Here is a 24,463-nt window from a genome sequence, read left to right as displayed (position 1 = left end):
CACCCATTACGCACTTTTTAATCAATCAAATAGCCCAATCACCAGCATAAAATGCTACTAAAGCGATCGTAATTACCACGGTACCGATATTCAATTGGCGCCATTCACCGGAACAGATACGACCAACAACCAGCGAACTGAAACCCAACATAATACCGGTTACAATATTGCAGGTCAGAACAATAAAGACCGCGCAAAGCATACCGGACATCGCCCCAACAAAATCATCGAAATCCAGCTTTCTGACATTACTCAGCATCAACAAACCAACATACATCAACGCCGGCGCGGTGGCATACGCCGGTACAAGATAGGAAAGTGGAGAAAAGAACAAAATTAACAGGAACAGGATACCGACAACTGTTGCGGTTAAACCTGTTTTACCGCCGGCTGCGGTACCCGCGGCTGATTCGATATATACCGCAGCCGGAGAAGCACCGATAGCGCCGGCAAAAATACTACTAACAGAATCGGCAGTCAGCGCTTTACTGCCATTAATAATCTGTCCGCCTTTATCCAACAGGTTCCCTTGCCCTGCTACCGCACGGATGGTACCGGTCGCATCAAACACCGCAGTCATGACTAACGCCAACACACTGGGTAACACAATCGGCTGCAAAGCCCCCATAATATCCATACTAAAAATCAAGGACAGGCCATCATCTCCCAGACTCGGTATCTTAAAGAACCCTTGATATTTCACCGCCGGATCAAAAATCAGCCCAATAACTGAAATCACCACGATCACTAACAGCACACCACCGGGAACTTTCAATTTTTCCAGACCAAAAATAACAGCCAGCCCAAGCAGAGTCATCATAACCGGAAAAGAGGTGAACGCCCCCAAAGCAACAGGCAAACCTTCCAGAGGGTTCTTAATGACCAAACCAACACCGTTTGACGCAATCAGTAACAAAAACAGCCCAATACCAATCCCTGCACCATGCGCAATACCCATTGGTATATTGCGTAAAATCCAAGAACGAATACCGGTAACAGAAATCACCGTAAACAAGCATCCCATCAAAAATACCGCACCGAGTGCAACCGGAATAGTGATTTGCTGTCCTAAAACCAAACTAAAAGCGGTAAATGCAGTCAACGAAATTGCACAACCAATTGCCATTGGCAAGTTAACCCACAGCCCCATTAACAAAGAACCAAAACCGGCAACTAAACAAGTCGCAATAAAGACAGCAGTATGGGGAAACCCTGCCTGCCCTAACATTCCCGGTACAACGATGACTGAATAAACCATCGCCAAGAAAGTTGTGATCCCTGCCAGAATTTCACGGCGTACCGTTGTGCCACGTTCAGTCAATTTAAAATACTTGTCCAGTTTGCATTTAACTGGTGCCTGAGTGCCAAACATGTCGTTCCCCTGCATTATGTTCATGGTACTTCTTCCACTTCCTCATCAAACGAAAACGATCACCTTGCTTAATAACACAACAACATTGCCCCAATCGGTTCAATAAATCACAAAAGCAATCGTTTGGCTTTTAGAATAGAAAGCAGTGAGAAAATTTGAGGCGAAAGATTATCCAGTGATCATCGTGTCGAAATCAATAGCTAACAGTATTATTTAGCTAAGTATCACAAGAATGACTTCTGGAGATTAAACCTTTTACGATAATTAATCGCAATGTTTCAATCTTAGGATTCCACTTACTAACGACTTGATAATAAATAAGATTCACTCAATGCTGACGGCTATTCACAGCCAGCTTTTACGCCTGTACAACTACCAACTGAATACTTCAGCTTTTATCACCTTGCGGGTTAAACCGATCCATAGTTGAAACCAGAAACAGTGCTGCAATGATGACAAGCAGAACAGGTAAACCTGATGGCGTCACTGAACTCGCTATACCGGCAAGCAGTGGTCCAAACAAACTCCCAATTCCCCACAACATAGCCGCCGCGGCATTAGCCACTATCAGATCATTTCCTGAAAAATACTGACCGATTTGGACCAATGCAATGGTGTAGATAGCCCCCGCAGTTGCCCCTAAAACAATCAACAAAGGCCAGATAAGATACTGATATGTCATAACAAACGGCAATAATGCACTTGCTCCGAGCGTTGCTACACCACAAATCTGGTATAGGCGCATACGATTCATATGATCCGCCAGCCAACCAAACGGAAGCTGCATCACTGCATCACCAGCAAGAATGACACTTATCATCAGTGCAGCTACCGCTTCGGTATACCCATAACTCATCCCGTAGATGGGAAACATAGAAAGAATGGTCCCGTCGAAAAAGGAAAAAAATAGCACACCACCACAGATCGCCGGTGCAATCTTCACAAATTGAACAATAGAGAAATTGGATTGCTTACTGTGTTGCGGCAACTTATCGCCTTTCTTCTGATCTACCATGACAAAGAGCACCAGTGAAAAGATATGGATCAGAGTACAAATCAGTATCGGCGTTTTATCTGCGATACCATAAAAAGCAATGATAGAAGGGCCAAGCAACTGACTGACAGTAAAAACTGTTGTATAAACAGCCAGTACCCTGCCTCGTTTATTCTCTTCAGAGAGTTCATTAATCCAGGTTTCACCTAGACAGATCATTAACCCGTTAGCAACACCAGTAACTAGCCGCAGAGGAAAAAGCAACTCCATCGGCAACGACCCCAAAAGTGGGAGCAAACTGCCAGCAGAAACCCCTGTTGCAATCATCATGACGTGTTTCTTACCTACCAGAGCTACAATTTTCTGGACGACCGGAGCACTCAAAAGAACCCCCAATGCCGGAGCCGCAGAAATTAAACCAATGTACAACTCATCAATACCTTGGCTATTCAAGCGTAACGCTATCATTGGGATAGTCAAACCAATGACAATGCCAATAACAGCGACACTCGTGGTAATAGTAAAAATGGCAAAAAAATTATTATTTCTATAATCACGACTGTTCATTTTATTTATATCTATCCAGCAAAAACAAAGAGAATAAATATGAAATGAACTGAAAACAACAAATTAATAATATTATATTGAATGCGTTAATTCCTATTGGTTATTATTTCAAACAGTAAATATATAACGATATATCAGCATTAACCCCGAAGCCAGTACAATAATATTGATAAACTTCAAAAATGTTCCTCTGGAGATTTTCAGTGTCACTTGGCGACCAACATAGATTCCCAACAACATGGCTGGAATAAATACCAGTATCAATAACAAAAATGAGGTGTCCAGATAAATACCCATGACAACAAAAATAATCACTCTCGTCAGGGTACTGAAACCAATTAAAGTCGTCTGAGTAATCCTGAAAATTTCCTTATCTGATATCCGCCCAGTTAGATAAATTGCATATAGAAAACCGCCACTACCAAATAGCGCACTGAAAATACCTCCACTCAGACCAAATGGAATAGCGGCTTTAGCGGGGAATTGACGGTAAGTTTTACTGAAAAATAGCGAATAAATTGAATAGAAAACAACAAATAACCCCAACACCAGAACTAAAACATCAGGTCGGGCCATCAATAAAATGGCGGCGCCAATCAAGCTACCGATAACCATTAATGGAATCATTAATTTGAGCTCACTAAACTCTGATTTTTTACCCTCTCTGGTAATATTAATCACTGCGGCGGTTAAATCTACCAACGCGAGCATAGGAACAATTTTCGCTACAGGAATATAAAATGCCAGAACTGGGCTAGCAACAAGAGCAGAACCAAACCCGGCCATACCAAAAACCAGATAAGCAAAGAAAACGACAAAAATGCAAATAAACAGATCAGGCCACGCAAGTACATGTAACATTTCTACTTCCCTGAAAATAGTTCTCAAACTAAAGTGATCGTTTTCCCGATACTAATAGTTTTTACTATCATTTGTCAGGTCTGTCTGCAAAAAATAGGACACATCAGTTAAAGATGTACTTATGCACATATGGCGATGGTATGGTCCTGTGGAAAAATAATATGTTTAAATTACAATCAATTTAAAATATTTCCTAACAATAAATAATTGGGGCTGCCCTAGATAAGTAATTTGATCTAGGATATCCAAATGAGAAAAAGTCGGATTAGCCAATACAAGCAAAAACATCTTCAGGAACTCTTTGTGGCGGGGGCTACAGCCCGCACTACGGCAGAGTTAGTGGGTGTCAACAAAACGACTTCAGCTCTTTGGTATCTTGCTCTATTTAATTGATTTTTAATCACTTTATTATAACTTGTGACCACGGCACATGTCGTTGTAATCTAATGGCATATATGGATAGAAAAGATGTTAGATGAAAAATGATAGAGCGCCAAATTTTTGAGACCTTATTAACTAAGGCAACAGAAAAACTCACTCAAGACTTGAGATCATCAAACGAGCATCATAACTCAAAAAAATTTGAGCAAAGAGTCAGAGAGGTTTTAGGAGAGATATTAACGGACATGGGGTTATTTGTAGATATGAATCCGCCTGCACAAGCGTTTCCAGACATAATTATTGGAAACTTTGGTGTAGAAGTAAAATATTCAGATAATAATACATGGAGATCAATAGCAAATAGCATTTTCGAAGGGAGTCGTAAGCAAGGAGTAGATTATGTATATCTACTTTTGGGAAAAATTGGCGGAGAACCAGAAGCTAAATGGGGGCATTATGAAGAATGTATCATGCATGTAAGAACGTCTCATGTTCCAAGATTTGAAGTGGAAATTAATGCCAAAGAACCATTATTCGATAAGCTCAATATAAGCTATAACGACTTCAGGATTTTAAGTCCGGAAGAAAAAATGCCCTTCATTAGAAAGTATGCAAAAAATAGGTTAAAGCCCGGTGAAAGGCTTTGGTGGATTGATGATCAACCTGATGAAAGAACTCTACCATTGGAAGTAAGGCTATATACAAAACTTTCTCAGCCGGAGAAACGAAAGTATCGAGCAGAATCAGCAGTACTTTGTCCACAGATTGTTAAATCTAGCCGAGTATCGGGAAAATACGATGATGTGACAATGTTTCTTCTAACATATTATGGCATATTGTGTAATCAAGCTAGAGATTTATTTTCTGCTGGAAGTGTCGCAATGAGATCGTCGCCAGAAAGAGGTGGCAATTATATAGAAAGGGCATTAAAAGATATAGAGGTCGAAATGCTTCGAGCATTTTATGAATTAGAAGATGCCTTATTTGAAGAGTATTGGGGAGTAATTCTTCCCAAAGAAGAAAGAATTAAGTACTGGTTAAAACTGGCAGATACCTATGCTGTAGGATGGAGACCATCAGAAACTCTATTTATAACTGCTAAATATTGAGTCTTTACAACAATACCATGACTGATAACAAATAACAGTCATGGTATTCTAAATATACCCGTCATCTTTCAAGTTGCCTCTTTGTTGGCTGCACTCACTCACCCCGGTCACATAGTTCTCTATGCTCCCGGGGATTCGCTCCCTTGCCGTCGCGATGCATCTTGAAATCCATTGGGTATATATTGTTTATAATTTATCGAGATATTCTTCAACAGCTTGCGCTAAATGCCAAGCTAAAACCGGTGGAACAGCGTTTCCAACCTGTCTTTCGGTTTCCCTCAAGTTCGATTCGAAAACAAAATTATCAGGAAATGACTGGAGACGTGCAGCCTCTCGCATCGAAATACGACGATCTAATTTATAATGGAACTGAATATTACCATGACATTCCGCTCTTATAGTCTGAGATGGCTTATCTTCCTTTAAACGTCTACTTCCTTGGTCTGGGCTTTTTTTAGCCTTACTCCAAATATGATTAAGATTGCGATCTTCATCAACGGTTTCTAAATCATGAATCGCATCATAACAAGTCAACCATTCGTTTTTATGGAGAATATCAACAGGTTCTTTGAATAAAGGGTTTCCATGTAATGTTCCAACAATAAAAACTCGCTCTCTCGTTTGGGGTACACCAAAATTGGCTGAATTATATAGTTTATAACTAACATTATAACCCAATTCACTGAAATCCTTTATAACACGGGCTAAAGATTCTTCGTTATACTTCATGAGTAGCCCTTTGACATTTTCAGCAATAAAAATCTTTGGTCGTGAGCGTTTAACAGCATCGACCATAGCAAGATATAAACCGCTGCGCTTTCCGTCTACGCCAGCTCTTTTACCATTGATAGATATATCTTGGCAGGGGAAACCTCCTATCAGTACATCACATTCTGTAGGGGTTGAATCGATAAGTTCCCATATGTCGCCTTCAACGATATCATGAGAAAAGTTTTTCTTATATGTTTTTACTGCATTGGGGTTGAATTCATTAGCCCAAATAATTTCAAATTTTGTTTTTTTATATTCTTTATTCAAGACAGAAAAACCGCCACAGAAGCCTAAATCCATTCCGCCACAACCAGCAAAAAGCGAAACCAATTTATATTTTTCTTTTTGAAAGATATCACTATTCGATGCTAATGCCATCGATATTTTATTTTCAATCCATGCTGCTAAACTTACACCTTGCGCCTCAGCTAAAGCTTTCCATATTTCCTTTTGAGATGGAGTAATCCGTAAATGGATTTTCTCACTTTTAATTTCTGGTGTAATGCTTGTTGTCATTTCTTCACTCTCGTTCTCATCGGCCTTAACCTGATCTTTTATACATGATAAACAAAACCTGATGTGTGCACAACATAAGTTGGAAATAATTTTTTTATTTTCATCTTATTGTTTTTATGGTTTTTTTGTTTATTTAAGTGTGCGCAAAACCGTATAAAAAACGCCATAATGAAGGGTGAAATGAGAGCTTAATGAGTCAAAGAAAGGAGAGAGGGATGATTTCTCGATCTTCACTGTTTAGGTTTGCTAGCATAACGACTGCATAAGTTTAATCCCTTGATAGTCTATCTCGCAATTTCTAATACCTGTAAAAATCCACTCTTCAATACAATCCTGCAAAATAATGCTGTCCAGTTTTTTCTTCCCTAACAATGCACACTCCCATACAACCAGAACCCTATAACCAAGATTGTTTAAATTAGATATAACACGCATATCCCTTTCTATATTATTTTTGAGCTTTTTGGTCCAATATTCACTTGTAGATTTTGGCGGCCTAAACATGTGGCACGAATGACGGTGCCAAAAACAGCCATTAACAAGTATGGCGGCCTTATGCTCGACACACACAAAATCTGGTTTGCCATATATTTTTTCACATTGGGAGAGGTGATTAATCTCAAGATTGTTTAGGATTTTTCCGACAATGATTTCTGGCTTTGTACTTTTTGAGTGTATAGACCTCATGATATGCGAGCGTTTAATTTTTGATATCGCTTTCATTCCATTTTCCTCCTTAACAAAAACAAATAGAATTATAACATGTTTCACAAACTAAATTTACCTCCCCTTTATACTATCTAAAAATATCTGACCTCTTTTTTAAGACTGTAATTTAAATTGTGTAATTGCCTGTTTTTGATATATTCCTTCCGACAACGGAGACAGGCAAATTATGGACGAAAAGAAACTTAAAGCTCTCGCTGCCGAATTGACTAAAGGCCTCAAAACTGAAGCCGATCTTAATCAGTTTTCCCGCATGCTCACTAAGCTGACCATCGAAACGGCCTGAATGCTGAACTGACTGACCATCCTAGCTATGAGAAAAATGCGCCAAAATCCCGCTCTAATCAATGGTACCGTTATCAACAAAGCGGTTTTCCTCGCACTGGGTATCAATAGGACTTCAAGACATCCTCATTGCGTGTGTGGACGGCCACTTATAATCAGGTGGCAATTACACAGAATAATGTACAGACTCTTCAACGATTAAAGCAGGATAAAGCAAGTTTAAACTGACGTATTTAAGGTATCACAGAGTTGTATAACAAATGCAATATAATAACGCTGCAAGTAACCCAATTTATATTCGATTAAATCATTTATCTGGGGATTTTGTTATGCTTATTTTTTATCATCGATTATTTAACTGGTTTATGAAGAAATTTATTCTCCGATTGAAAACGTTATTAAAACGCTTCATCTTGAAAAACAGATTAACGGATTCATATTTTCATTTATCCTTTTCCCCCGAAAACATAAATATAACCAAACCAATTTTTATTTCTCCGTTTCCACTGATAGCTTTAAAATGGGCAGGTTTTAAACTATTATTAAAAGTCATGTTTTCAACCACTGATTTTAATTAGCATAAAACTTTAATAGCTATTTTTACCACTTTTAACGCCCGATTTTTATTAAAATTAATTATCATAAAATATCGTACCTTACGTTTACTTAATGTAAATCCCACCCGCTTTTATCTTTAACTGACACTATTTTATCGGTAATTTAAAGCTGTTTTTATAGAGCACAATCCTTTATTTTTTCACATAAATTAACCAGTAAATAATCTGATGATATAAAGATCCCCCTTTGTGTTTTTTCGGATAATCACTTCTTTTTCAAAGTTTAAACCCTGCCAAACTAACCGTTTTATCCCTTTTTTATCGCATCATTTTTTACGGCTTTTTTTATAAAATAATGGCGAAAAATACTTTAATATAATACTGTTACGACAATATTATTTTACGCATTGGTTTCTTTTTAACTCTTTGTTGATGGATTTAGATTAAATACAATCAACCATTACCACGAATGAATATTTATTTATAAAAATCAACCAATTAAATAAATCATCACTATGTTTACATTTTTAAATAGCCATAGTCGGTTAGTTAAATATAAAATAATAGAAAAGTAGCATCGCCGATAAATACATTAAACATAGTGGCAAATAGGCCGTTTTTAATTACCCTGTACCTTTTAAAAACTTCGCACTAATGGAGCATCTGTTTTTATAACTCTTATCTAATTAATCACCGAAAAAAATGAGCGAGTAATCACAAAAATTTAATATGCAGGTAAAAAGAGACAATTAACCATGTTAATAAAGATGATAAACATGTGAATCAATTCTCAGAGCCTGTAATTAGAAATTCGTTTAATAAATGGTTTTCATAGTTTATGCAAATATAATAGTTTTTTTCCATCTCCCACCCCTCATTTAAACCTTCCCATTTTCATTAAGTTAATACTTGTTTTTTCTTTTTCCTGTATTTTATTTTTTTAGGTTTAAAACCAGAGAGGGCAGCAAGTATTCTAATGGTATTAAAATCAACACTTAATACGGTTAATGCGGTTAATGCGGTTAATGCGGTTAATACGGTTAATGCGGTTAATGCGGTTAATGCGGTTAATGCGGTTAATGCGGTTAATGCGGTTAATGCGGTTAATGCGGTTAATGCGGTTAATGCGGTTAATGCGGTTAATGCGGTTAATGCGGTTAATGCGGTTAATGCGGTTAATGCGGTTAATGCGGTTAATGCGGTTAATGCGGTTAAATGTTTTGATATAACTTCATATTCTTGTCATTGGGTTAACACTGTTATTTTACCACTTTGGTTAATCAATTTAAAACCCGTTTTCTCTAATATTTTCTCCTGCAATGCCAATATAGCATCAAATTTTTCACCCACTTTAAAAAATTCTTAATCACTTCTTTTTACCTTTGATGATTTAAGTTTTTACCTATTTACTCATAGTACGCTTGACTCTTTTCCCAGATTCTAAAACCACACTGATAGATAAAAACGGCTTTTCTTAATACCTGTTTTATCACGTTCAGGATAAGGTATATTTACTTTTACTTGAATAAGTGAAAGTTTCTGTAACCCTTTGCTTTCAGATAGCACGAAAAACGATAAACCACATGGTCTAACCTGAGTAAATCGGGATCTACGGAGTAAGTAAAAAGCGCTCTTTAGGTTAATTGGCTCGGTGCATCAATCCGCTTTCTCGTACCGATTTTCGCCTTTCTCTACCGCTTTTTTATGACTGACTTCAAGTTTTTTCCGGCCGTAGCTCAGTCTTCATTAACCGCTTTCTCCAACATTATTAACGAAACAGAGACAGCTCTCCCGACTACACCGACTTAAATCACATCAACATGAAATAAAAAACCTTCGGAATGATTGTAATGATAACTATTCTCACATTAAGATGATACCGTGATTATTTACTTTTGATGTTATAGGGTATGTCTGACCGCATTGTTGTTTCCGCTGAGCTAACACTTGAATCGCTTTACGGCGCACATCATGGCTGGCTGAAAAACTGGCTCACGCGCAAACTGCAATCGTCCTTTGATGCCGACGACGTAGCACAAGATACCTTCCTGCGTGTGATGGCCGGCGACTCGCTACAAGCTATTCGCGACCAAAAATCCTTCCTCTGCACGATCGCCAAAAGGGTGATGATCGATCTGTTTCGCCGCAACGCACTGGAGAAAGCATATCTGGAGCTACTGGCGCAACGGCCCGAGGCGCTTATGCTCTCGCCGGAAATCCGTCAGTGTCAACTTGAAACACTCCAGCAAATCGACCAGATGATCGATGGTCTGAGCAACAAAACGCGCCAAGCGTTTTTATTGTCTCAGCTTGAAAATCTGACCTACAGCGATATCGCTTCACGCCTCAATGTGTCCGTCAGTTCCGTGAAAAAATATATGGCTAAAGCCACCGAACACTGCCTGCTGTTTCGTCTGGAAAATGGGCTCTGATATGGACACCATGTTAACCCATTCTCGCCGTCAGGCATTAAAATCAGCATCGCATTGGCATGCGATACTGAATAGCGATCAGGTCAGCCCGCTGCAAACTGAAAAATGGCAGCGCTGGTACGAGCAGCATCAGGATCATCAGTGGGCATGGCAGCAAGTGGAAAATCTTCGTAACCAGATGCTTGTAGTGCCAGGTAATGCGGCAAGCCACGTACTTCAGGAAACTTATCTGTCACGACGCAGGGTGATGAAAGGCATACTATTGTTACTGGGGGTTGGCGGTAGCTGGCAACTGTGGTACTCGGAAGTGGGAGAAGGTCTGCGAGCCGATTACCATACTGCTAAAGGGGATATTCAGCATCATCGGCTGAGCGATGGCACACTGCTTACACTCAATGCCGACAGTGCCGTAGATGTCCATTTTACTCCTCAACAACGTCTGGTACATCTCTGGTATGGCGAAATTGCCATCACTACCGGACATGATACCGGAGCAAAGCTGTTGCGTGTACAAACCCGTCATGCACAACTGACTGCGCTAGGTACCCAATTTACGGTTCGTCAGGAAGCCAACACCACACTACTTAGCGTGCAGCAACATGCCGTAGAGGTGATACTGACCGGTGCCGACCGCAAATGTATTGTGCATCAGGGCGAAAGCCTAAGATTCAGCGCCACCAATTTTGATGAACTGACCGCGGCAGCCGCCGAAGACAACGCGTGGACGCAGGGTATACTAAGCTTCAGCGATAAACCATTGAGTGAAGTGATAGCAACCCTCGCCCGCTATCGAAGCGGTATATTACGCTGCGACCCGGCCATCGCCTCGCTACGGTTAAGTGGTACTTTCCCGATGAAAAATACCGATACCATATTAACCGTCATAGAGAAAACGCTTCCCGTTAAGATTCAATACATTACCCGTTTTTGGGTGAATGTTCTGCCCGCAGAACAATCGTTAACGTAAAAAATAATCATTTTCGATTGTCCTTTTTTGTTTCCTCGTTCGACTTCATAAGTGAATACAGCAATAAAATGATTATGGAGACGTTATGATGCCTTTACGTGCACAGCCACTGCGCGCGCTTCACAAAGCAACACCGCTGGTAATGGCGATTCGTTTGAGCCTGTTACCGGTGGCCTGCCTAACCTCAGGGATAACGTATGCTGCTGTAGAGCCAGCTAGCGTACACTATGACATTAATGCAGGCGAACTGGATAAAGTGCTTAATCAGTACTCCATCCACGCCGGTATTACCCTTTCAATAGATGCCAGCTTAACCCGCGGCAAACAGAGTAGCGGTCTACACGGTAATTACTCCATCACCGATGGACTGAGCACCTTGCTGGTCGGTACTGATTTGCAGGTGAAAACATTAGGCAATAACACGTTCACACTCGAACCCGCTCCTGTTGCGCAGAAAGACGTGCTGACCGTGGTAGGCGATTGGCTAGGTAGTGCGCGTGAAGCTGACGTGTTTGAACATGCAGGCGCGCGTGATGTCATCCGCAGGGAAGATTTTGCTAAAACAGGCGCAACCACAATGCGTGAAGCGCTGAACCGCATTCCCGGCGTCAACGCGCCAGAAAACAATGGTACCGGCAGCCACGACCTGGCAATGAACTTTGGCATTCGTGGCCTGAACCCACGTCTCGCCAGCCGCTCTACGGTTCTGATGGACGGCGTTCCGGTACCCTTCGCGCCTTATGGACAGCCACAGCTATCATTAGCGCCAGTATCTCTCGGCAATATGGACGCAATAGACGTGGTACGCGGCGGCGGCGCTGTGCGCTACGGGCCACAAAGCGTAGGTGGTGTGGTGAATTTCGTGACCCGCGCTATCCCGCAAGATTTTGGTATTGAGACCAGTGTGGAAGGACAACTTAGCCCCACATCCTCACAAAATAATCCAAAAGAGACCCATAATCTGATGATTGGCGGTACGGCAGATAACGGTTTCGGCACAGCGCTTCTCTACTCCGGCACACGCGGCAGCGACTGGCGCGAGCACAGCGCCACGCATATTGACGATGTGATGCTCAAAAACCGCTATGCACCCAATGAAGCGCACACCTTCAACAGCCTACTGCAATATTACGATGGCAGTGCGGATATGCCCGGTGGCCTTTCACGCGCCGATTACGATGCCAATCGCTGGCAATCCACTCGCCCATATGACCGCTTCTGGGGCCGCCGTCAACTCGCAAGTCTCAGCTATCAGTATCAACCCGACCAGCACCACAAATTCAATATTCAGGGCTTATACACTCATACCTTGCGCAGCGGTTATCTTGAGCAGGGCAAGCGCATTACCCTTTCCCCGCGAGAATATTGGGTGCGTAGCATCGAACCACGCTATAGCCAGCTCTTCAATTTAGGTCCTTCAGCCCATGAAGTAGGGATTGGCTACCGTTATGTGAATGAAGCCAGTCACGAAATGCGTTACTACACCGCCACCCGCAGCGGCGAATTACCCAGCACATCAAGCCCTTATGACCGTAATACTCGTTCCGGCACCGAGGCTCATGCTTGGTATATTGACGACCGCATTGATATCGGCAACTGGACCATCACGCCTGGAATACGATTCGAACATATCAAATCCTTCCAAAACAACAATGTGAAAGGCACCCGCCAAGAAGTAAGTTACGATGCGCCGCTGCCCGCACTCAATGTTCTTTATCATATTACTGATAGCTGGAATCTTTACGCCAATACGGAAGGCTCATTCGGTACCGTACAATACAGCCAAATTGGTAAGGCTGTGAAAAGCGGCAATGTAGAACCTGAAAAGGCGCGAACTTGGGAAGTCGGAACTCGCTACGATGACGGCGCATTGGCAGCGGAAATGGGGCTGTTCCTGATTAACTTCAACAATCAGTACGACTCCAACCAGACTAATGATACTGTTACGGCACGTGGGAAAACCCGACACACAGGGCTGGAAACTCAGGCACGTTACGATCTTTCGGAACTTACGCCCAAGCTGAAGAACGTTTCGGTTTACGCCAGTTACACGTATGTCAACGCAGAAATTCGTGAAGAAGGCAACACCTACGGGAATCAAGTGCCGTTCTCACCGAAACATAAAGGTGCATTTGGCATAGATTACAAACCGGGTAACTGGACCTTCAACCTCAACAGCACATCCCAATCCAGTCAGTTTGCTGATAACGCTAATACCGTGCAGGAAAGCGCCAATGGAAGCACCGGCCGCATTCCGGGCTTTATGCTGTGGGATACGCGCGTGGCGTATGACTTCGGTCCACAAATGGCCAATCTGAGTCTAGCCTTTGGGGTGAAAAACATTTTCGACCACGAGTATTACACCCGCTCCTATGATGACAATAACAAAGGCCTCTACGCCGGGCAGCCACGTACGTTCTATATGCAAGGTTCTGTAAAATTCTGACGTTACATTAATCCGTTCGCCGGGCCATTGCCCGGCTTTGCTATTTCTGGAGCTAAGTTATGCTTGCACCGATTCACGTAATGTTTATCGTTTTGCTCTTCTTCGCCAGCCTGCCCCATGCCATTGCGGTCACGGTACAGGATGAGCAGGGCAGTTTTACCCTCAATACCGTTCCCCAGCGCGTAGTTGTGCTGGAATTATCGTTTGTTGATGCGTTGGCCGCCATCAATATCAGCCCGGTAGGTATTGCCGATGATAATGATCCGCAGCGCATCCTCACGGATGTTCGCCAGCGTATTAAACCCTGGCAATCAACGGGTACTCGCGCTCAGCCAAGCCTTGAAGCCATCAGCGCGCTAAAACCTGATCTCATCATTGCAGACAGTCAACGCCACGCGGGGATCTATCGGGCACTCAAGGGCATCGCTCCCGTCCTACTGCTAAAGTCCCGCAACGAAACCTACGAAGAAAACCTGCAATCTGCCGCGATCATCGGCAAAGTGATGGGGAAAGAGAGTGAGATGCAACAACGGCTGGCAGAACACCGTGAACGCATGAAAGGCTATGCCAGTCAGTTGCCACAAAGCGTCAGTGTGGTTTTTGGCACCTCGCGCGAACAGCAATTTAACCTGCACTCCAGCGATACCTATACCGGCAGCGTCTTAACGGCATTAGGGCTGAAAGTTCCGGCGCCAGTTAATCATGCAGCAATGGCTTCTCTCAACTTAGAGCAGTTACTGGCACTCAATCCTGACTGGCTTATCGTCGCCCACTATCGCCAGGAAAGCATCGTGAAGCGCTGGCAGCAAGATACGCTGTGGCAGATGATGACAGCACAGCACAAGCATCAGATAGCAGCGGTAGATAGCAATACTTGGGCTCGTATGCGCGGGATATTTGCCGCTGAACGCATCGGCAGTGATGCGGTAAAAATCTTCCATCATCAACCAGTTAATGAAACACCATGAGACGCCATCACCATGCGGTCTGGCGCTGGGGATTGCCGCTGGTTGCCCTGTTGAGTGCGTTCTGGCTAAGCCTGTTTTGCTACTCCGCTATTCCCATTCCCGCCATTAGCGCACTTAAGGCGCTGGTGCCAGGTCATACACCGACATTGCCTGAGGCGCTGGTTATCAATCTGCGGCTACCACGCAGTCTGGTTGCTATTCTGCTCGGCGCAGCTCTGGCATTGGCCGGCGCACTACTCCAGACGCTCACCCATAATCCGCTGGCCTCCCCCTCCTTATTGGGCATTAACAGTGGCGCAGCACTGGCAATGGCGCTGGTCAGCGCTTTCAGTCCGGCAGCGCTGGCCGGATATTCTATTTCTTTGGTGGCAGCTTGTGGCGGTGGAATTAGCTGGATGATAGTGATGGCCGCAAGTGGTAGCTGGCAGCAAAAATACGATCGCAACCAGCTAATTCTGGCGGGCATTGCCTTATCGGCCTTATGTATGGCACTAACACGTATTACGCTACTGCTTGCCGAAGATCATGCTTACGGCATTTTCTATTGGCTGGCGGGAGGGGTCTCCCATGTCCGCTGGCCTGAATTCTGGCAACTATTCCCTTTCGTGGTGGTCACTGTACCTGTAGTTTTGTTGCTGGCGAAATCACTTAATCTGCTCAACGCTGGCGATGTCAGTGCCCATACACTTGGCGTGAATCTAACGCGCCTACGTATCTTCATCAGTCTAGCGGTGCTGATTCTGGTGGGGGCTTGCGTCAGTGTGGCGGGGCCGATCGTGTTTATTGGCCTGCTAATGCCCCATCTGGCGCGTTTCTGGGTTGGCTATGATCTACGCCGCACACTGCCAATGTGCATGTTGCTGGGAGCAGTATTTATGCTACTTGCCGATTTACTGGCCCGTGCACTGGCCTGGCCTGGGGAACTCCCGGCAGGCGCGATACTGGCGCTGATTGGCGCACCCTGCTTTGTCTGGCTGGCAAGGAGGCGAACATGAATCGTCAGGTTATCTCACTGTTGGTCATGTTGCTGGCAATTACGCTGGTGCTAGCGCTACGCATGGGGGCGCAACCACTTCCCTGGGACGCGTTAATAAGCGGCTGGCAACCCAGTGACAAACACCACTTTATGCTAACGCAGTACCGCCTACCGCGTATTTTACTAGCCATCACTGTAGGCGCTGCACTGGCGCTTTCCGGCGTTTTGGTCCAAGGGATTGTTCGTAATCCACTGGCCTCCCCCGATGTACTGGGGGTAAATCATGCAGCAAGCCTGGCGTCGGTAAGCACGCTGCTCCTTTTCCCTTCTCTGTCGGTACAGTGGCTTCCGTTACTCGCTTTTTGCGGTGGAATGGCCGCGCTAATCCTACTGCGGGCGATTGCCGGTCCCTCTTCGCCACTGCGCCTTGCACTGGTTGGCGTGGCACTTTCAGCTACCTGGACAAGCATCACCGATTACCTCATGCTCTCACGCCCACAAGATATCAACAATGCGCTTTTGTGGCTGACGGGCAGTCTGTGGGGACGCGACTGGCAGTTTGTGGCTATAGCCCTGCCGGTATTGATGATACTGATACCGCTCAGCCTACGCTTTTGTCGCGATTTAGATTTGCTGGCACTCGGTGATGACAGCGCCAGCACACTGGGCGTTTCGCTCCTACACGTACAATCCTGGGGATTAATGCTGGCAGTAGCGCTTGCCGCAACAGGCGTCGCCGTTTGCGGGCCGATTGGTTTTATTAGCCTCGTGGTACCCCATCTCGTTCGCAGACTTGTGGGAGGACGGCATCGCTGGCTTATACCCGCATCCATGCTTATGGGGGCACAGGTTCTGCTGCTAGCCGACTTGCTAGCAAGGACCATAGCTCCACCAATGGAATTGCCTGCTGGCGTACTGACCGCCATCATTGGCGCCCCTTATTTCTTCTGGCTTTTAGTGAGGACACGTTAAATGGAACTGGCTACGGAAAAGTTATCTGCGGGCTACGAGGAGAAACGCATTCTGAATGACCTGTCGCTCACCCTCCCGACCGGGAAAATCACGGCGTTGCTCGGCCCTAACGGCTGTGGGAAATCAACATTACTGAAATGCTTTTCGCGGCTATTAACACCATTATCTGGAAAGATAACAATAGATAGTGAACCTTTAGCGCACTTTTCCTCACGCAAGCTCGCCAGACATCTGGCGCTTTTACCGCAACACCCTCTCACACCAGAAGGGATCGCCGTCCATGAACTGGTTGCATACGGACGCAGCCCCTGGCTTACGTTCTGGGGGCGTTTAGCATCTCATGATCGTCATCTTGTACAACAAGCAATGGAAAAAACGCAGATTAGCCATCTTGCCGATAAACGCGTTGCCGACCTTTCAGGCGGGCAGCGCCAGCGTGCTTTTCTGGCGATGGTTTTGGCCCAAGATACGCCGTTGGTGCTACTCGACGAACCTACTACGTATCTTGACATCAACCATCAGGTGGAATTGATGAAGCTGCTACGTGAGCTGAACAACGAAGGAAAAACGGTCGTGACCGTACTTCATGACCTCAATCAGGCTAGCCGGTACTGTGACCACCTGGTACTACTTTCTCAGGGGCAGGTTGTCGCCCAAGGCTCACCCGAAGAGGTTATGACACCGAAATTATTACAGCGGGTATTCAGCATTGAAGCAGAAATTCACCCCGAACCAGTTTCAGGTAAACCAATGTGTGTGGTGTGTTAAGCAGGAATCTAATGTAACGTGTTGGTTCTCTTCTCCAGTACGGCTTAATATGTTCTGCTTTTTGTTAGAGGTTGTGTTGGGATTCATTGCTTATACCGCCCAACCCAAAAAGCCGAGCTTGAATTTATGTGATTCTAATAATTGCTGTTCTTAAGCAAAGCTGAGGTTAAATTACATTAAAAAAACTTATGAACTTATATTTACTTGTGCTCAGCCCAAACCCGATTCACTTGACTTAATTAGAGAAGTCACCAAGCTAATTAGGCTTGATAATTTATATCATCTACTTAAGAAAGTGACATGGCATACAAAACATAATTGCTTTTATATAAACACTACTAATGAGTCTAATGATCGCTACTTTAATGCTGAAGGTAACAACTACCAATCTGTTTTAAGTTCAATTATTGATAATATAACACGACCTGAGATTGATGCTTTTGAAGAATTTAAAATTCGGTGCAATATTCAGTTAATATGTGATTTAATATACGGTTATGTTCAATATGAGTTCATACAACCTTTATTGAAACGAACTGAATCATCATTAAACGCTTTACGTAAGGTTATTACTATTACTGAGAATCAAATAATTACGAAACCGGTAACGGTAATTTCCCTGAGAAAATGCAATCCGGAAATCAAGAAAACCCTGCCACTTCTGATTGCCAAACATTACTATCATCCTCATAGAGATAAAGTTGCTAACCCTCCAGACAGAACAATTCATCTAATTATTGATGAGGCCCATAACATCCTTTCTCAGCAATCAAGTCGCGAAAGTGAAAGCTGGAAAGATTATCGCCCTGAGATGTTTGAGGAAATCATTAAGGAAGGTCGTAAATTCGGAGTATTTTTGACTTAATCCAGTCAGCGACCAGCAGATATTTCACCAACAATTGTATCACAGATACATAATTTCTTTATTCATCGACTGGTCAACGATCGTGACCTCCTGCTGATTGATAATACAATAAGCACACTTGACAATATGTCAAAGAGCATGATCCCTAACTTGGCTAAAGGTTGCTGTGTCGCAACTGGTACATCGTTTAACCTGCCAATAGTGTTGCAAGTTGACGTCTTAGAAAGATCAAAGCAACCGGATAGTGAAGATGTAGACTTGGAAAAGATATGGAAGTAATAAACTTTCTTCGGTGTTACTAGTGCCGTAAGAAAATTGAGAGTCTAATCATATTTTACACATCTATTTCTCTCAACTATAACCATGTGGTAGCTGAGTGACCACAATAAAACTTACTATTTATTTAACTGGAAGGATATGCAAGATGGGCAGCAACGACATAGGTAATGAAGTAATAAATTTAGTCAAACGAGTTATTACACCTACAGTCATCATGGGGTTCATTGCGTTGTTTGTTATTTGGTTTTACCTTAACCGGTTAGGCCGGTTAGATATATTTATTAGCTCCGTAACATTTAAAGATATTTTCATAGTCATTGCATCAACTTTTTTATTCAGCATAATACTTATTTCAATTTTGATGTTTATACCATCAATTTTACTCATCTCTATTATTAAGAAAGAAAGTAATCACTTTCATAACTATAAAAAAATAAGAGAAAATTTCGTTACAATTGCATTTATTATATCTTTACTTGCGGTTGGTATTTTAATTTTCTCAGCATGGCTGGCCGATAAATTTGAATATATGGAAGCAACTATTATTATAATTTCAGTATTCTTTGTTTTGAGTTCCAGCATGCTAGTTTCTTATTTAATTAATAGAAACCTAATTTCAGACGTACTGCAATATAAAAATAAACGCACAAGAATTAAACTTTCATGTTTATTTCACATTATTATACCTGCTTCCATTTTTCTTATGACCCTCTTCTACTCATATCCATTATCTCTTATTATAAATAAAATACCTAATAAAGGAGAAGTAAGCGATAATGTGCTGATGTTATATGTTGTAGCAACATCTCTAATCACTGTTATTTTTTCTCTTATACCTGGTTCCGTTTATCTAAGTCGCGATAAATCCGAAGGAATTGTAAAAAATGTATACATAACAGGATATGCAGTTATTTTTTCTTTATTTTCATTGTCATGGATAATAACCTCCATTCCCGTTTTCATTGTAAATGCAACCATGAAAATTTCCGGCATTAGTGATTATAACGAACATTCATATCTCATTAATGAAGACGATTATCCATTAGAAGTTTTTAATAATAAACAATGGAACATAAGGGCCCTAGAGAAAAATGGCTTCTTCCTGATTGATGGAGTAACTTTGTACGCATTCGGAGATATAAAATTAGTATGCCCAGTTGATGTATTGGAAGCTTATAAAAATAGTCTGCAATTCATCCCTGCTGATAGAAGTTATGATGAGAAACTAAATTCAGAGTTGAGAAAAAAAGCAAAAATTTGTCATCCGTTCTTAAAAGAAGAGTTGAAAGAATTTAATATCATACCGTCTAAAATATCTTAATGTAATTATTTGCGAGGATTTTAAATCCTCGCTATTGACAAAAAATATAATTTAAATCAGTTCGTCAAGCGAGAGCGTTTCTAGTGGGAAAGTTTGAGGAGGCAATGTTCTCAACATGGCGGCAAGCTCCGTCTGGTGAACGGAGCTTCGTTAAAACAAAATGCCAGATAAAAAACCAGCACTTTGTCAATAATCTGAGATTACGGTTAAAAACCGCAATCTTTTTCAGCGGGAATCATATCCTTAAGGGTGAATATAGAAATACCTAACCTACTAATGGATCGCTATCCCAGTTATGGCATGATATTTAGTGAGTGATACGGTTATTCTTGATTCTAAGAAAAATGCATCAGAGACAATTTTATTTCGTATCGGATTATCTAGAGTATCATCGCGGACACAATATTTTTCTCCGTTGTCAGTTTGTAATGTATAATTTGTTGTTATCCAGCCATCTTTACTTATTAACTTAACTAATTTCCCTGTAAGGGTTCCGCTATCTACAGACACTTTACCACATTCTAGATCGTCCGAAGCAAAAGATTTTGAACATAGTAAAAGTGATATAGCAGAAACAATAACAAGTAGATTTATTGGTTTCATTTTTATCCCATTAAGCACTAGCTTTTTGATAGTTGTAAAATTTGGTTAACTCTTAGGTTGTATCTATGAAGCTCTCTTTAAATCCCTTCCTTAATTTACATTTAACATTCCTAATTATGGACTGCTATCCCCGTTATAGTATGCTCCTTAGTAAGTGATATAGTTACTCTTAATCCCAATAAGTATGCGCTAGAAATAATTGTATTTCGTATTATATCTTTTCTATCTTCAACTCGGACACAATATCTCTGACCGCTATCAGTTTGTATTATATAATTTGTGGTTGTCCAATCCTTCTTATCTATCAACTTAACAAGTTTTCCTGTAAGGGTTCCGCTATTTAAATAGTTACTAGGATATCTACCACATTCTAGATCTTCCGCAGCAAAAGATTTTGCACATAGTAAAAATGATATAATAGAAGTAATAACAAGTAGATTTATCGGTTTCATTTTTTATCCTATTAGACATTAGACTTTTTATAGTTGCAAAATTTAGCTAATTCTTATATTTAATTATCTATTACAATCGCATACCTTCCTTTAATTTTATCGAGTGTGGGACGTAAATCATTGCACGTTGATTCCAGATAATCATCATAACTATTGTCTACACCTATGAAACCTTCTCTCCCCCCTCTCCTTAATCTATATTGACCATTCACATATTCCCAATCTTGTGGCCGTAATGAATAAACTCCCCTTATTTGAGCTAGCCTTGATAAATCTGCTGCAATTCCATTTAATAAACTTTCATCATTTGTTGACATATAATTCATCATATTTCTGTACAACCTGGAAACTAAGTCAAAGTTAGCCTCGCCAATAACAACCGCTGCGTTACTCTCAAATCCTGGACCTGGATCATCGGAGCGATTATTTGGCCCAATGAAAAGGTTGCCCGGTAACCACGCATAAAATTGCTCGAATGTACTAAAACCTGGAGTAAATCTATTACTACCACCTCTTATCCATCCACTACCTTGGGCCAAACCTAAATTTGATGCATTAATAATATCGCTACCTAATTGATTACAATCAACACCGCCACGACTAGCATAAAACCGTAAATTATTTGAGTATACTGTGAGAAAGCTACTTATATTACGTAGCCGGTTATTTTCAACAACACGGTTATAAAAGCCTCTTAATAGATTGAATGGGATTATGTGATGACGAGACACAGGAACAGTAAATTCACGCCCAGTACCTTGCCGTGTTAAGTCTTGATTATAATTCTGAATCGGTGAATAAGGCATCGAAGGTCTTGCTCCAATAATTAACTCATATGAGCCTGGAGATAATTTATCAGGCTGTGAAAAGCATACGGCTGGAGATAAACACAGTATAAATATAGCTAATTTATGTGTTATCATAATTAAGAACTCCTTAACTAAGGGATTTTTCTACGAATGCATTAGCAATGAAATTTCAGTTTTTCTATTACTCCAGATACCGTATAAAAACACTTAACCACTAAGCAAACAATCGGAGTAAATTCTTACTTCCCTTTCTTAATTAAATATTTTATAAATAGTGATAAATTACATTCATAATACATATTTCTAAGTTCCACTATCTAATGAATATTTTGAACAACCATATAGAATATAATTCACATATTGATATTTGATGTTAGAAAAAATATCGAAATCATACTTTATATGCTGAAAAACAGAAAAGCGTATCCAGTTCTGCGTACCATGATTATAACAAGCTGAATATAGGCATTAGACTTTGTCATCAAGGACTTCGATTTATATGCTGTTCTAAAACAGCCGTAGGATTTGATAATTTATTTTTCAAAACGAGTCAAACATCAGGTGAAATAGTCGCTTATCATCTATACTTAATTATTAGTACATATCAACATCCTAGAAAATTAAATCTTAATAAACCCAGATTGAAATAGTGAAGGAGTTGTAATATATACCCAATGGATTTCAAGATGCATCGCGACGGCAAGGGAGTGAATCCCCGGGAGCATAGCAAACTATGTGACCGGGGTGAGCGAGTGCAGCCAACAAAGAGGCAACTTGAAAGATAACGGGTATAGGTATTATTCACGTTACCAACAATATACCCGTGATTATTGAACATGCTTGATTTTCTCCAAAATAAGGCTCATGGTATCCGTCATGAAAATATTCATTACCGATGAACAGAAAGCCGAACTCGAACACCTTCATCACACCTGCCGTGATAAGAGGGAGTGTGATCGCATTAAAGCAGTTCTGCTGGCTTCTGAGGGTTGGAGTTCTGTCATGATCGCTCAGGCCCTGCGCCTGCATGAAACGACGGTTAATCGTCATATCAGCGATTACCTTAATCACCGCAAACTGAAGCCCGAAAATGGCGGCTTTCAGAGCCACCTCCGCGAAACACAGACTCAGGAATTTATCGCTTATCTGACCGCGAATCTTCTACCTACCACACAGGCGGTTATCCGCCTTGTCGAAGAATAGTGGGATATCAGTTACACCGTTCCCGGCATAAATAAATGGCTGCACCACAATGGGTTCAGTGATAAAAAACCGACCGGCGTGCCACACAAGTTCAACGCGGAACAGCAACGGGCCTTTATGGAAACCTACGGGAAACTGAAACAGGAAGCCGGAGACAATGAGCCCATCCTGTTCATTGATGGCATTCATCCCATGTAGGGGACGAAACTCGCTTATGGCTGGTGCGCCAGGGCCAGAAAACCGCGGTGAAAACAACGGGAAGCCAGTACCCGTCTGAACCTGATGGATGCCCTGAATCTGGCTGATATCAGCAAAACAGTTGTACGCGAATATGATCGTATCGACAGTTATCACATCGCAGAATTTTTCATTGCCCTCCGTGAAACCTATCCGGTCAGCCAGAAGGTGCATATTATCCTAGACGGCGCCGGTTATCACCGGAGTGAGTTGGTGAAAGACTGGGCTTATGTGATAAATATTGAGCTTCATTACTTACCGCCCTACAGCCCGAATCTAAACCCGATAGAAAGGCTGTGGAAAGTGATGAATGAAAAAGTCAGAAATAATCGTTATTTCGCCTCGATGGCCTTGTTCAGGCAGGCGATACATCACTTTTTTACGGAAATATTACCGGAACTGGCCGGGAGGCTATCGTGCCGTATTAATGACAACTTCCAGATTCTGAACCCTGCATCTTGAAGTTTTTAGCACCTGAAAATGGTCGTTAATTCTAGACATCAGCGATGTCCGCTATATCAGGTAACGTTGTGGTGAAAAATTTGAAGACTTTGTCTCGAAATTCATGTTTATCAGCGAAAGAACGGTTATTTCGAACATGTTCATTCATGACCTTCCATAATCGCTCTATAGGGTTTAAATTTGGGCTGTATGGAGGAAGGTAATGTCACTCAATATTGTTAACATAAGCCCAATCCTTCACAAGATGAGCTTTGTTGTAACCCGCCCCATCCACAATAAGATGAATTTTTTGATGGTAGTCAGGATAAGACTTTCTTATTTCATTGAAAAAACAGCAAATGTTGTAGTCATTGAGGGTTTGATATTCCTGGAACACCGTACGACCAATGGCATTCAGGTTGAGTGCGCCCAATAGATTCAGGCGAGTTCGGCTTCCTGTTGTTTTGACTGTTTTTTTCTCGCCTTTTCGCATCCAGCCATAACCGAGTTTAGTACCTTGAGCCGGGTGAACCGCGTCAAGAAAGAGGATGGGGTCGTCTTTCGCTGTAACTTTAAGATTTTCAT

General features: G+C 41.9%; 19 protein-coding genes and 5 pseudogenes. 15 read left to right on the top strand and 9 right to left on the bottom strand.

The genetic code is table 11. The features are described from left to right. Nucleotides 1–25: 25 nt before the first annotated feature. The 3 genes from AACQ83_RS17005 to AACQ83_RS16995 form a co-directional block, all read right to left on the bottom strand. Nucleotides 26–1,372: an NCS2 family permease gene (locus AACQ83_RS17005; RefSeq protein WP_112878786.1), complete on the bottom strand. Its 1,347-nt coding sequence runs from the start codon at nucleotides 1,370–1,372 to the stop codon at nucleotides 26–28. A 388-nt stretch (nucleotides 1,373–1,760) separates the two neighbouring features. Beyond that, on the bottom strand, nucleotides 1,761–2,933 hold the full coding sequence (locus AACQ83_RS17000; RefSeq protein ID WP_112878785.1) for an MFS transporter: 1,173 nt from the start codon (nucleotides 2,931–2,933) through the stop codon (nucleotides 1,761–1,763). Nucleotides 2,934–3,041: 108 nt separating this feature from the next. Next, nucleotides 3,042–3,794: a sulfite exporter TauE/SafE family protein gene (locus tag AACQ83_RS16995; RefSeq protein ID WP_112878784.1), complete on the bottom strand. Its 753-nt coding sequence runs from the start codon at nucleotides 3,792–3,794 to the stop codon at nucleotides 3,042–3,044. A gap of 249 nt (nucleotides 3,795–4,043) precedes the next feature. Between AACQ83_RS16995 and AACQ83_RS16990 the strand changes: the two are divergent. Both AACQ83_RS16990 and AACQ83_RS16985 read left to right on the top strand, forming a co-directional pair. Continuing rightward, nucleotides 4,044–4,169, top strand: a pseudogene (locus AACQ83_RS16990) (IS1595 family transposase); the annotation flags it as partial. A gap of 107 nt (nucleotides 4,170–4,276) precedes the next feature. Next, nucleotides 4,277–5,284 (top strand): restriction endonuclease, encoded by a 1,008-nt coding sequence (locus AACQ83_RS16985; RefSeq protein WP_112878783.1) that lies wholly within the window; start codon nucleotides 4,277–4,279, stop codon nucleotides 5,282–5,284. A gap of 186 nt (nucleotides 5,285–5,470) precedes the next feature. On the opposite strand, the gene dcm is transcribed toward AACQ83_RS16985, so the two are convergent. Continuing rightward, on the bottom strand, nucleotides 5,471–6,571 hold the full coding sequence (dcm, locus tag AACQ83_RS16980) for a DNA (cytosine-5-)-methyltransferase (RefSeq protein ID WP_074524953.1): 1,101 nt from the start codon (nucleotides 6,569–6,571) through the stop codon (nucleotides 5,471–5,473). Between the two features lie 246 nt (nucleotides 6,572–6,817). After that, the gene (locus tag AACQ83_RS16975; RefSeq protein ID WP_112878782.1) at nucleotides 6,818–7,294 is read right to left on the bottom strand and encodes a very short patch repair endonuclease; all 477 of its coding nucleotides are present in this window, start codon (nucleotides 7,292–7,294) and stop codon (nucleotides 6,818–6,820) included. Nucleotides 7,295–7,466: 172 nt separating this feature from the next. Here AACQ83_RS16975 and AACQ83_RS16970 point away from each other — a divergent pair. The 12 genes and pseudogenes from AACQ83_RS16970 to AACQ83_RS16920 all read left to right on the top strand — a co-directional run. Then, nucleotides 7,467–7,642: pseudogene (locus AACQ83_RS16970) on the top strand (IS256 family transposase); the annotation flags it as partial. A 1,473-nt stretch (nucleotides 7,643–9,115) separates the two neighbouring features. Further along, nucleotides 9,116–9,505, top strand: a complete 390-nt coding sequence (locus tag AACQ83_RS16965) for a hypothetical protein (RefSeq protein WP_158537791.1) — start codon at nucleotides 9,116–9,118, stop codon at nucleotides 9,503–9,505. 544 nt (nucleotides 9,506–10,049) lie between these two features. Continuing rightward, nucleotides 10,050–10,571, top strand: coding sequence for a ferric citrate uptake sigma factor FecI (gene fecI, locus AACQ83_RS16960; protein ID WP_112878780.1), 522 nt, complete (start codon nucleotides 10,050–10,052; stop codon nucleotides 10,569–10,571). 1 nt (nucleotide 10,572) lies between these two features. After that, nucleotides 10,573–11,538, top strand: coding sequence for a ferric citrate uptake sigma factor regulator FecR (fecR, locus tag AACQ83_RS16955; protein WP_112878779.1), 966 nt, complete (start codon nucleotides 10,573–10,575; stop codon nucleotides 11,536–11,538). A gap of 85 nt (nucleotides 11,539–11,623) precedes the next feature. After that, a complete protein-coding gene (gene fecA, locus AACQ83_RS16950; RefSeq protein ID WP_112878778.1) occupies nucleotides 11,624–13,984 on the top strand; it encodes a TonB-dependent Fe(3+) dicitrate receptor FecA in 2,361 nt (786 codons plus the stop codon). A 59-nt stretch (nucleotides 13,985–14,043) separates the two neighbouring features. Beyond that, on the top strand, nucleotides 14,044–14,952 hold the full coding sequence (locus AACQ83_RS16945; protein WP_112878777.1) for a Fe(3+) dicitrate ABC transporter substrate-binding protein FecB: 909 nt from the start codon (nucleotides 14,044–14,046) through the stop codon (nucleotides 14,950–14,952). Beyond that, nucleotides 14,949–15,947, top strand: coding sequence for an iron-dicitrate ABC transporter permease FecC (gene fecC / locus AACQ83_RS16940; RefSeq protein WP_112878776.1), 999 nt, complete (start codon nucleotides 14,949–14,951; stop codon nucleotides 15,945–15,947). Before AACQ83_RS16945 ends, fecC begins: the two co-directional genes overlap by 4 nt. Next, nucleotides 15,944–16,900, top strand: a complete 957-nt coding sequence (gene fecD / locus AACQ83_RS16935) for a Fe(3+) dicitrate ABC transporter permease subunit FecD (RefSeq protein WP_112878775.1) — start codon at nucleotides 15,944–15,946, stop codon at nucleotides 16,898–16,900. The genes fecC and fecD overlap by 4 nt, the downstream gene beginning before the upstream one ends. Beyond that, nucleotides 16,901–17,668, top strand: a complete 768-nt coding sequence (gene fecE / locus AACQ83_RS16930) for a Fe(3+) dicitrate ABC transporter ATP-binding protein FecE (RefSeq protein WP_112878774.1) — start codon at nucleotides 16,901–16,903, stop codon at nucleotides 17,666–17,668. 58 nt (nucleotides 17,669–17,726) lie between these two features. Continuing rightward, nucleotides 17,727–17,832 (top strand): annotated as a pseudogene (locus tag AACQ83_RS24700) (IS982 family transposase); the annotation flags it as partial. A 131-nt stretch (nucleotides 17,833–17,963) separates the two neighbouring features. After that, nucleotides 17,964–18,533, top strand: a complete 570-nt coding sequence (locus tag AACQ83_RS16925) for a hypothetical protein (RefSeq protein ID WP_192881040.1) — start codon at nucleotides 17,964–17,966, stop codon at nucleotides 18,531–18,533. Nucleotides 18,534–18,957: 424 nt separating this feature from the next. Continuing rightward, a complete protein-coding gene (locus AACQ83_RS16920; RefSeq protein WP_112878773.1) occupies nucleotides 18,958–20,133 on the top strand; it encodes a hypothetical protein in 1,176 nt (391 codons plus the stop codon). 273 nt (nucleotides 20,134–20,406) lie between these two features. On the opposite strand, the gene AACQ83_RS16915 is transcribed toward AACQ83_RS16920, so the two are convergent. From AACQ83_RS16915 to AACQ83_RS16905, 3 genes are all read right to left on the bottom strand, one after another. Further along, a complete protein-coding gene (locus AACQ83_RS16915; RefSeq protein WP_112878772.1) occupies nucleotides 20,407–20,736 on the bottom strand; it encodes a hypothetical protein in 330 nt (109 codons plus the stop codon). 110 nt (nucleotides 20,737–20,846) lie between these two features. Further along, nucleotides 20,847–21,188, bottom strand: a complete 342-nt coding sequence (locus tag AACQ83_RS16910; protein WP_112878771.1) for a hypothetical protein — start codon at nucleotides 21,186–21,188, stop codon at nucleotides 20,847–20,849. Between the two features lie 59 nt (nucleotides 21,189–21,247). After that, nucleotides 21,248–22,111: a hypothetical protein gene (locus AACQ83_RS16905; RefSeq protein WP_112878770.1), complete on the bottom strand. Its 864-nt coding sequence runs from the start codon at nucleotides 22,109–22,111 to the stop codon at nucleotides 21,248–21,250. A gap of 762 nt (nucleotides 22,112–22,873) precedes the next feature. On the opposite strand from AACQ83_RS16905, the pseudogene AACQ83_RS16900 reads away from it, so the two are divergent. After that, nucleotides 22,874–23,899 (top strand): annotated as a pseudogene (locus AACQ83_RS16900) (IS630 family transposase). Here the strand turns inward: AACQ83_RS16900 and AACQ83_RS16895 are convergent. Beyond that, nucleotides 23,849–24,463, bottom strand: a pseudogene (locus AACQ83_RS16895) (IS630 family transposase); the annotation flags it as partial. The pseudogenes AACQ83_RS16900 and AACQ83_RS16895 overlap by 51 nt on opposite strands.

It is taken from the genome of Photorhabdus sp. S10-54 (genome assembly GCF_963878145.1).
Classification (GTDB): domain Bacteria; phylum Pseudomonadota; class Gammaproteobacteria; order Enterobacterales; family Enterobacteriaceae; genus Photorhabdus; species Photorhabdus kayaii.
Note: the sequence above shows the minus strand (reverse complement) of the source record. Positions and strands in the feature narration are given on the sequence as shown.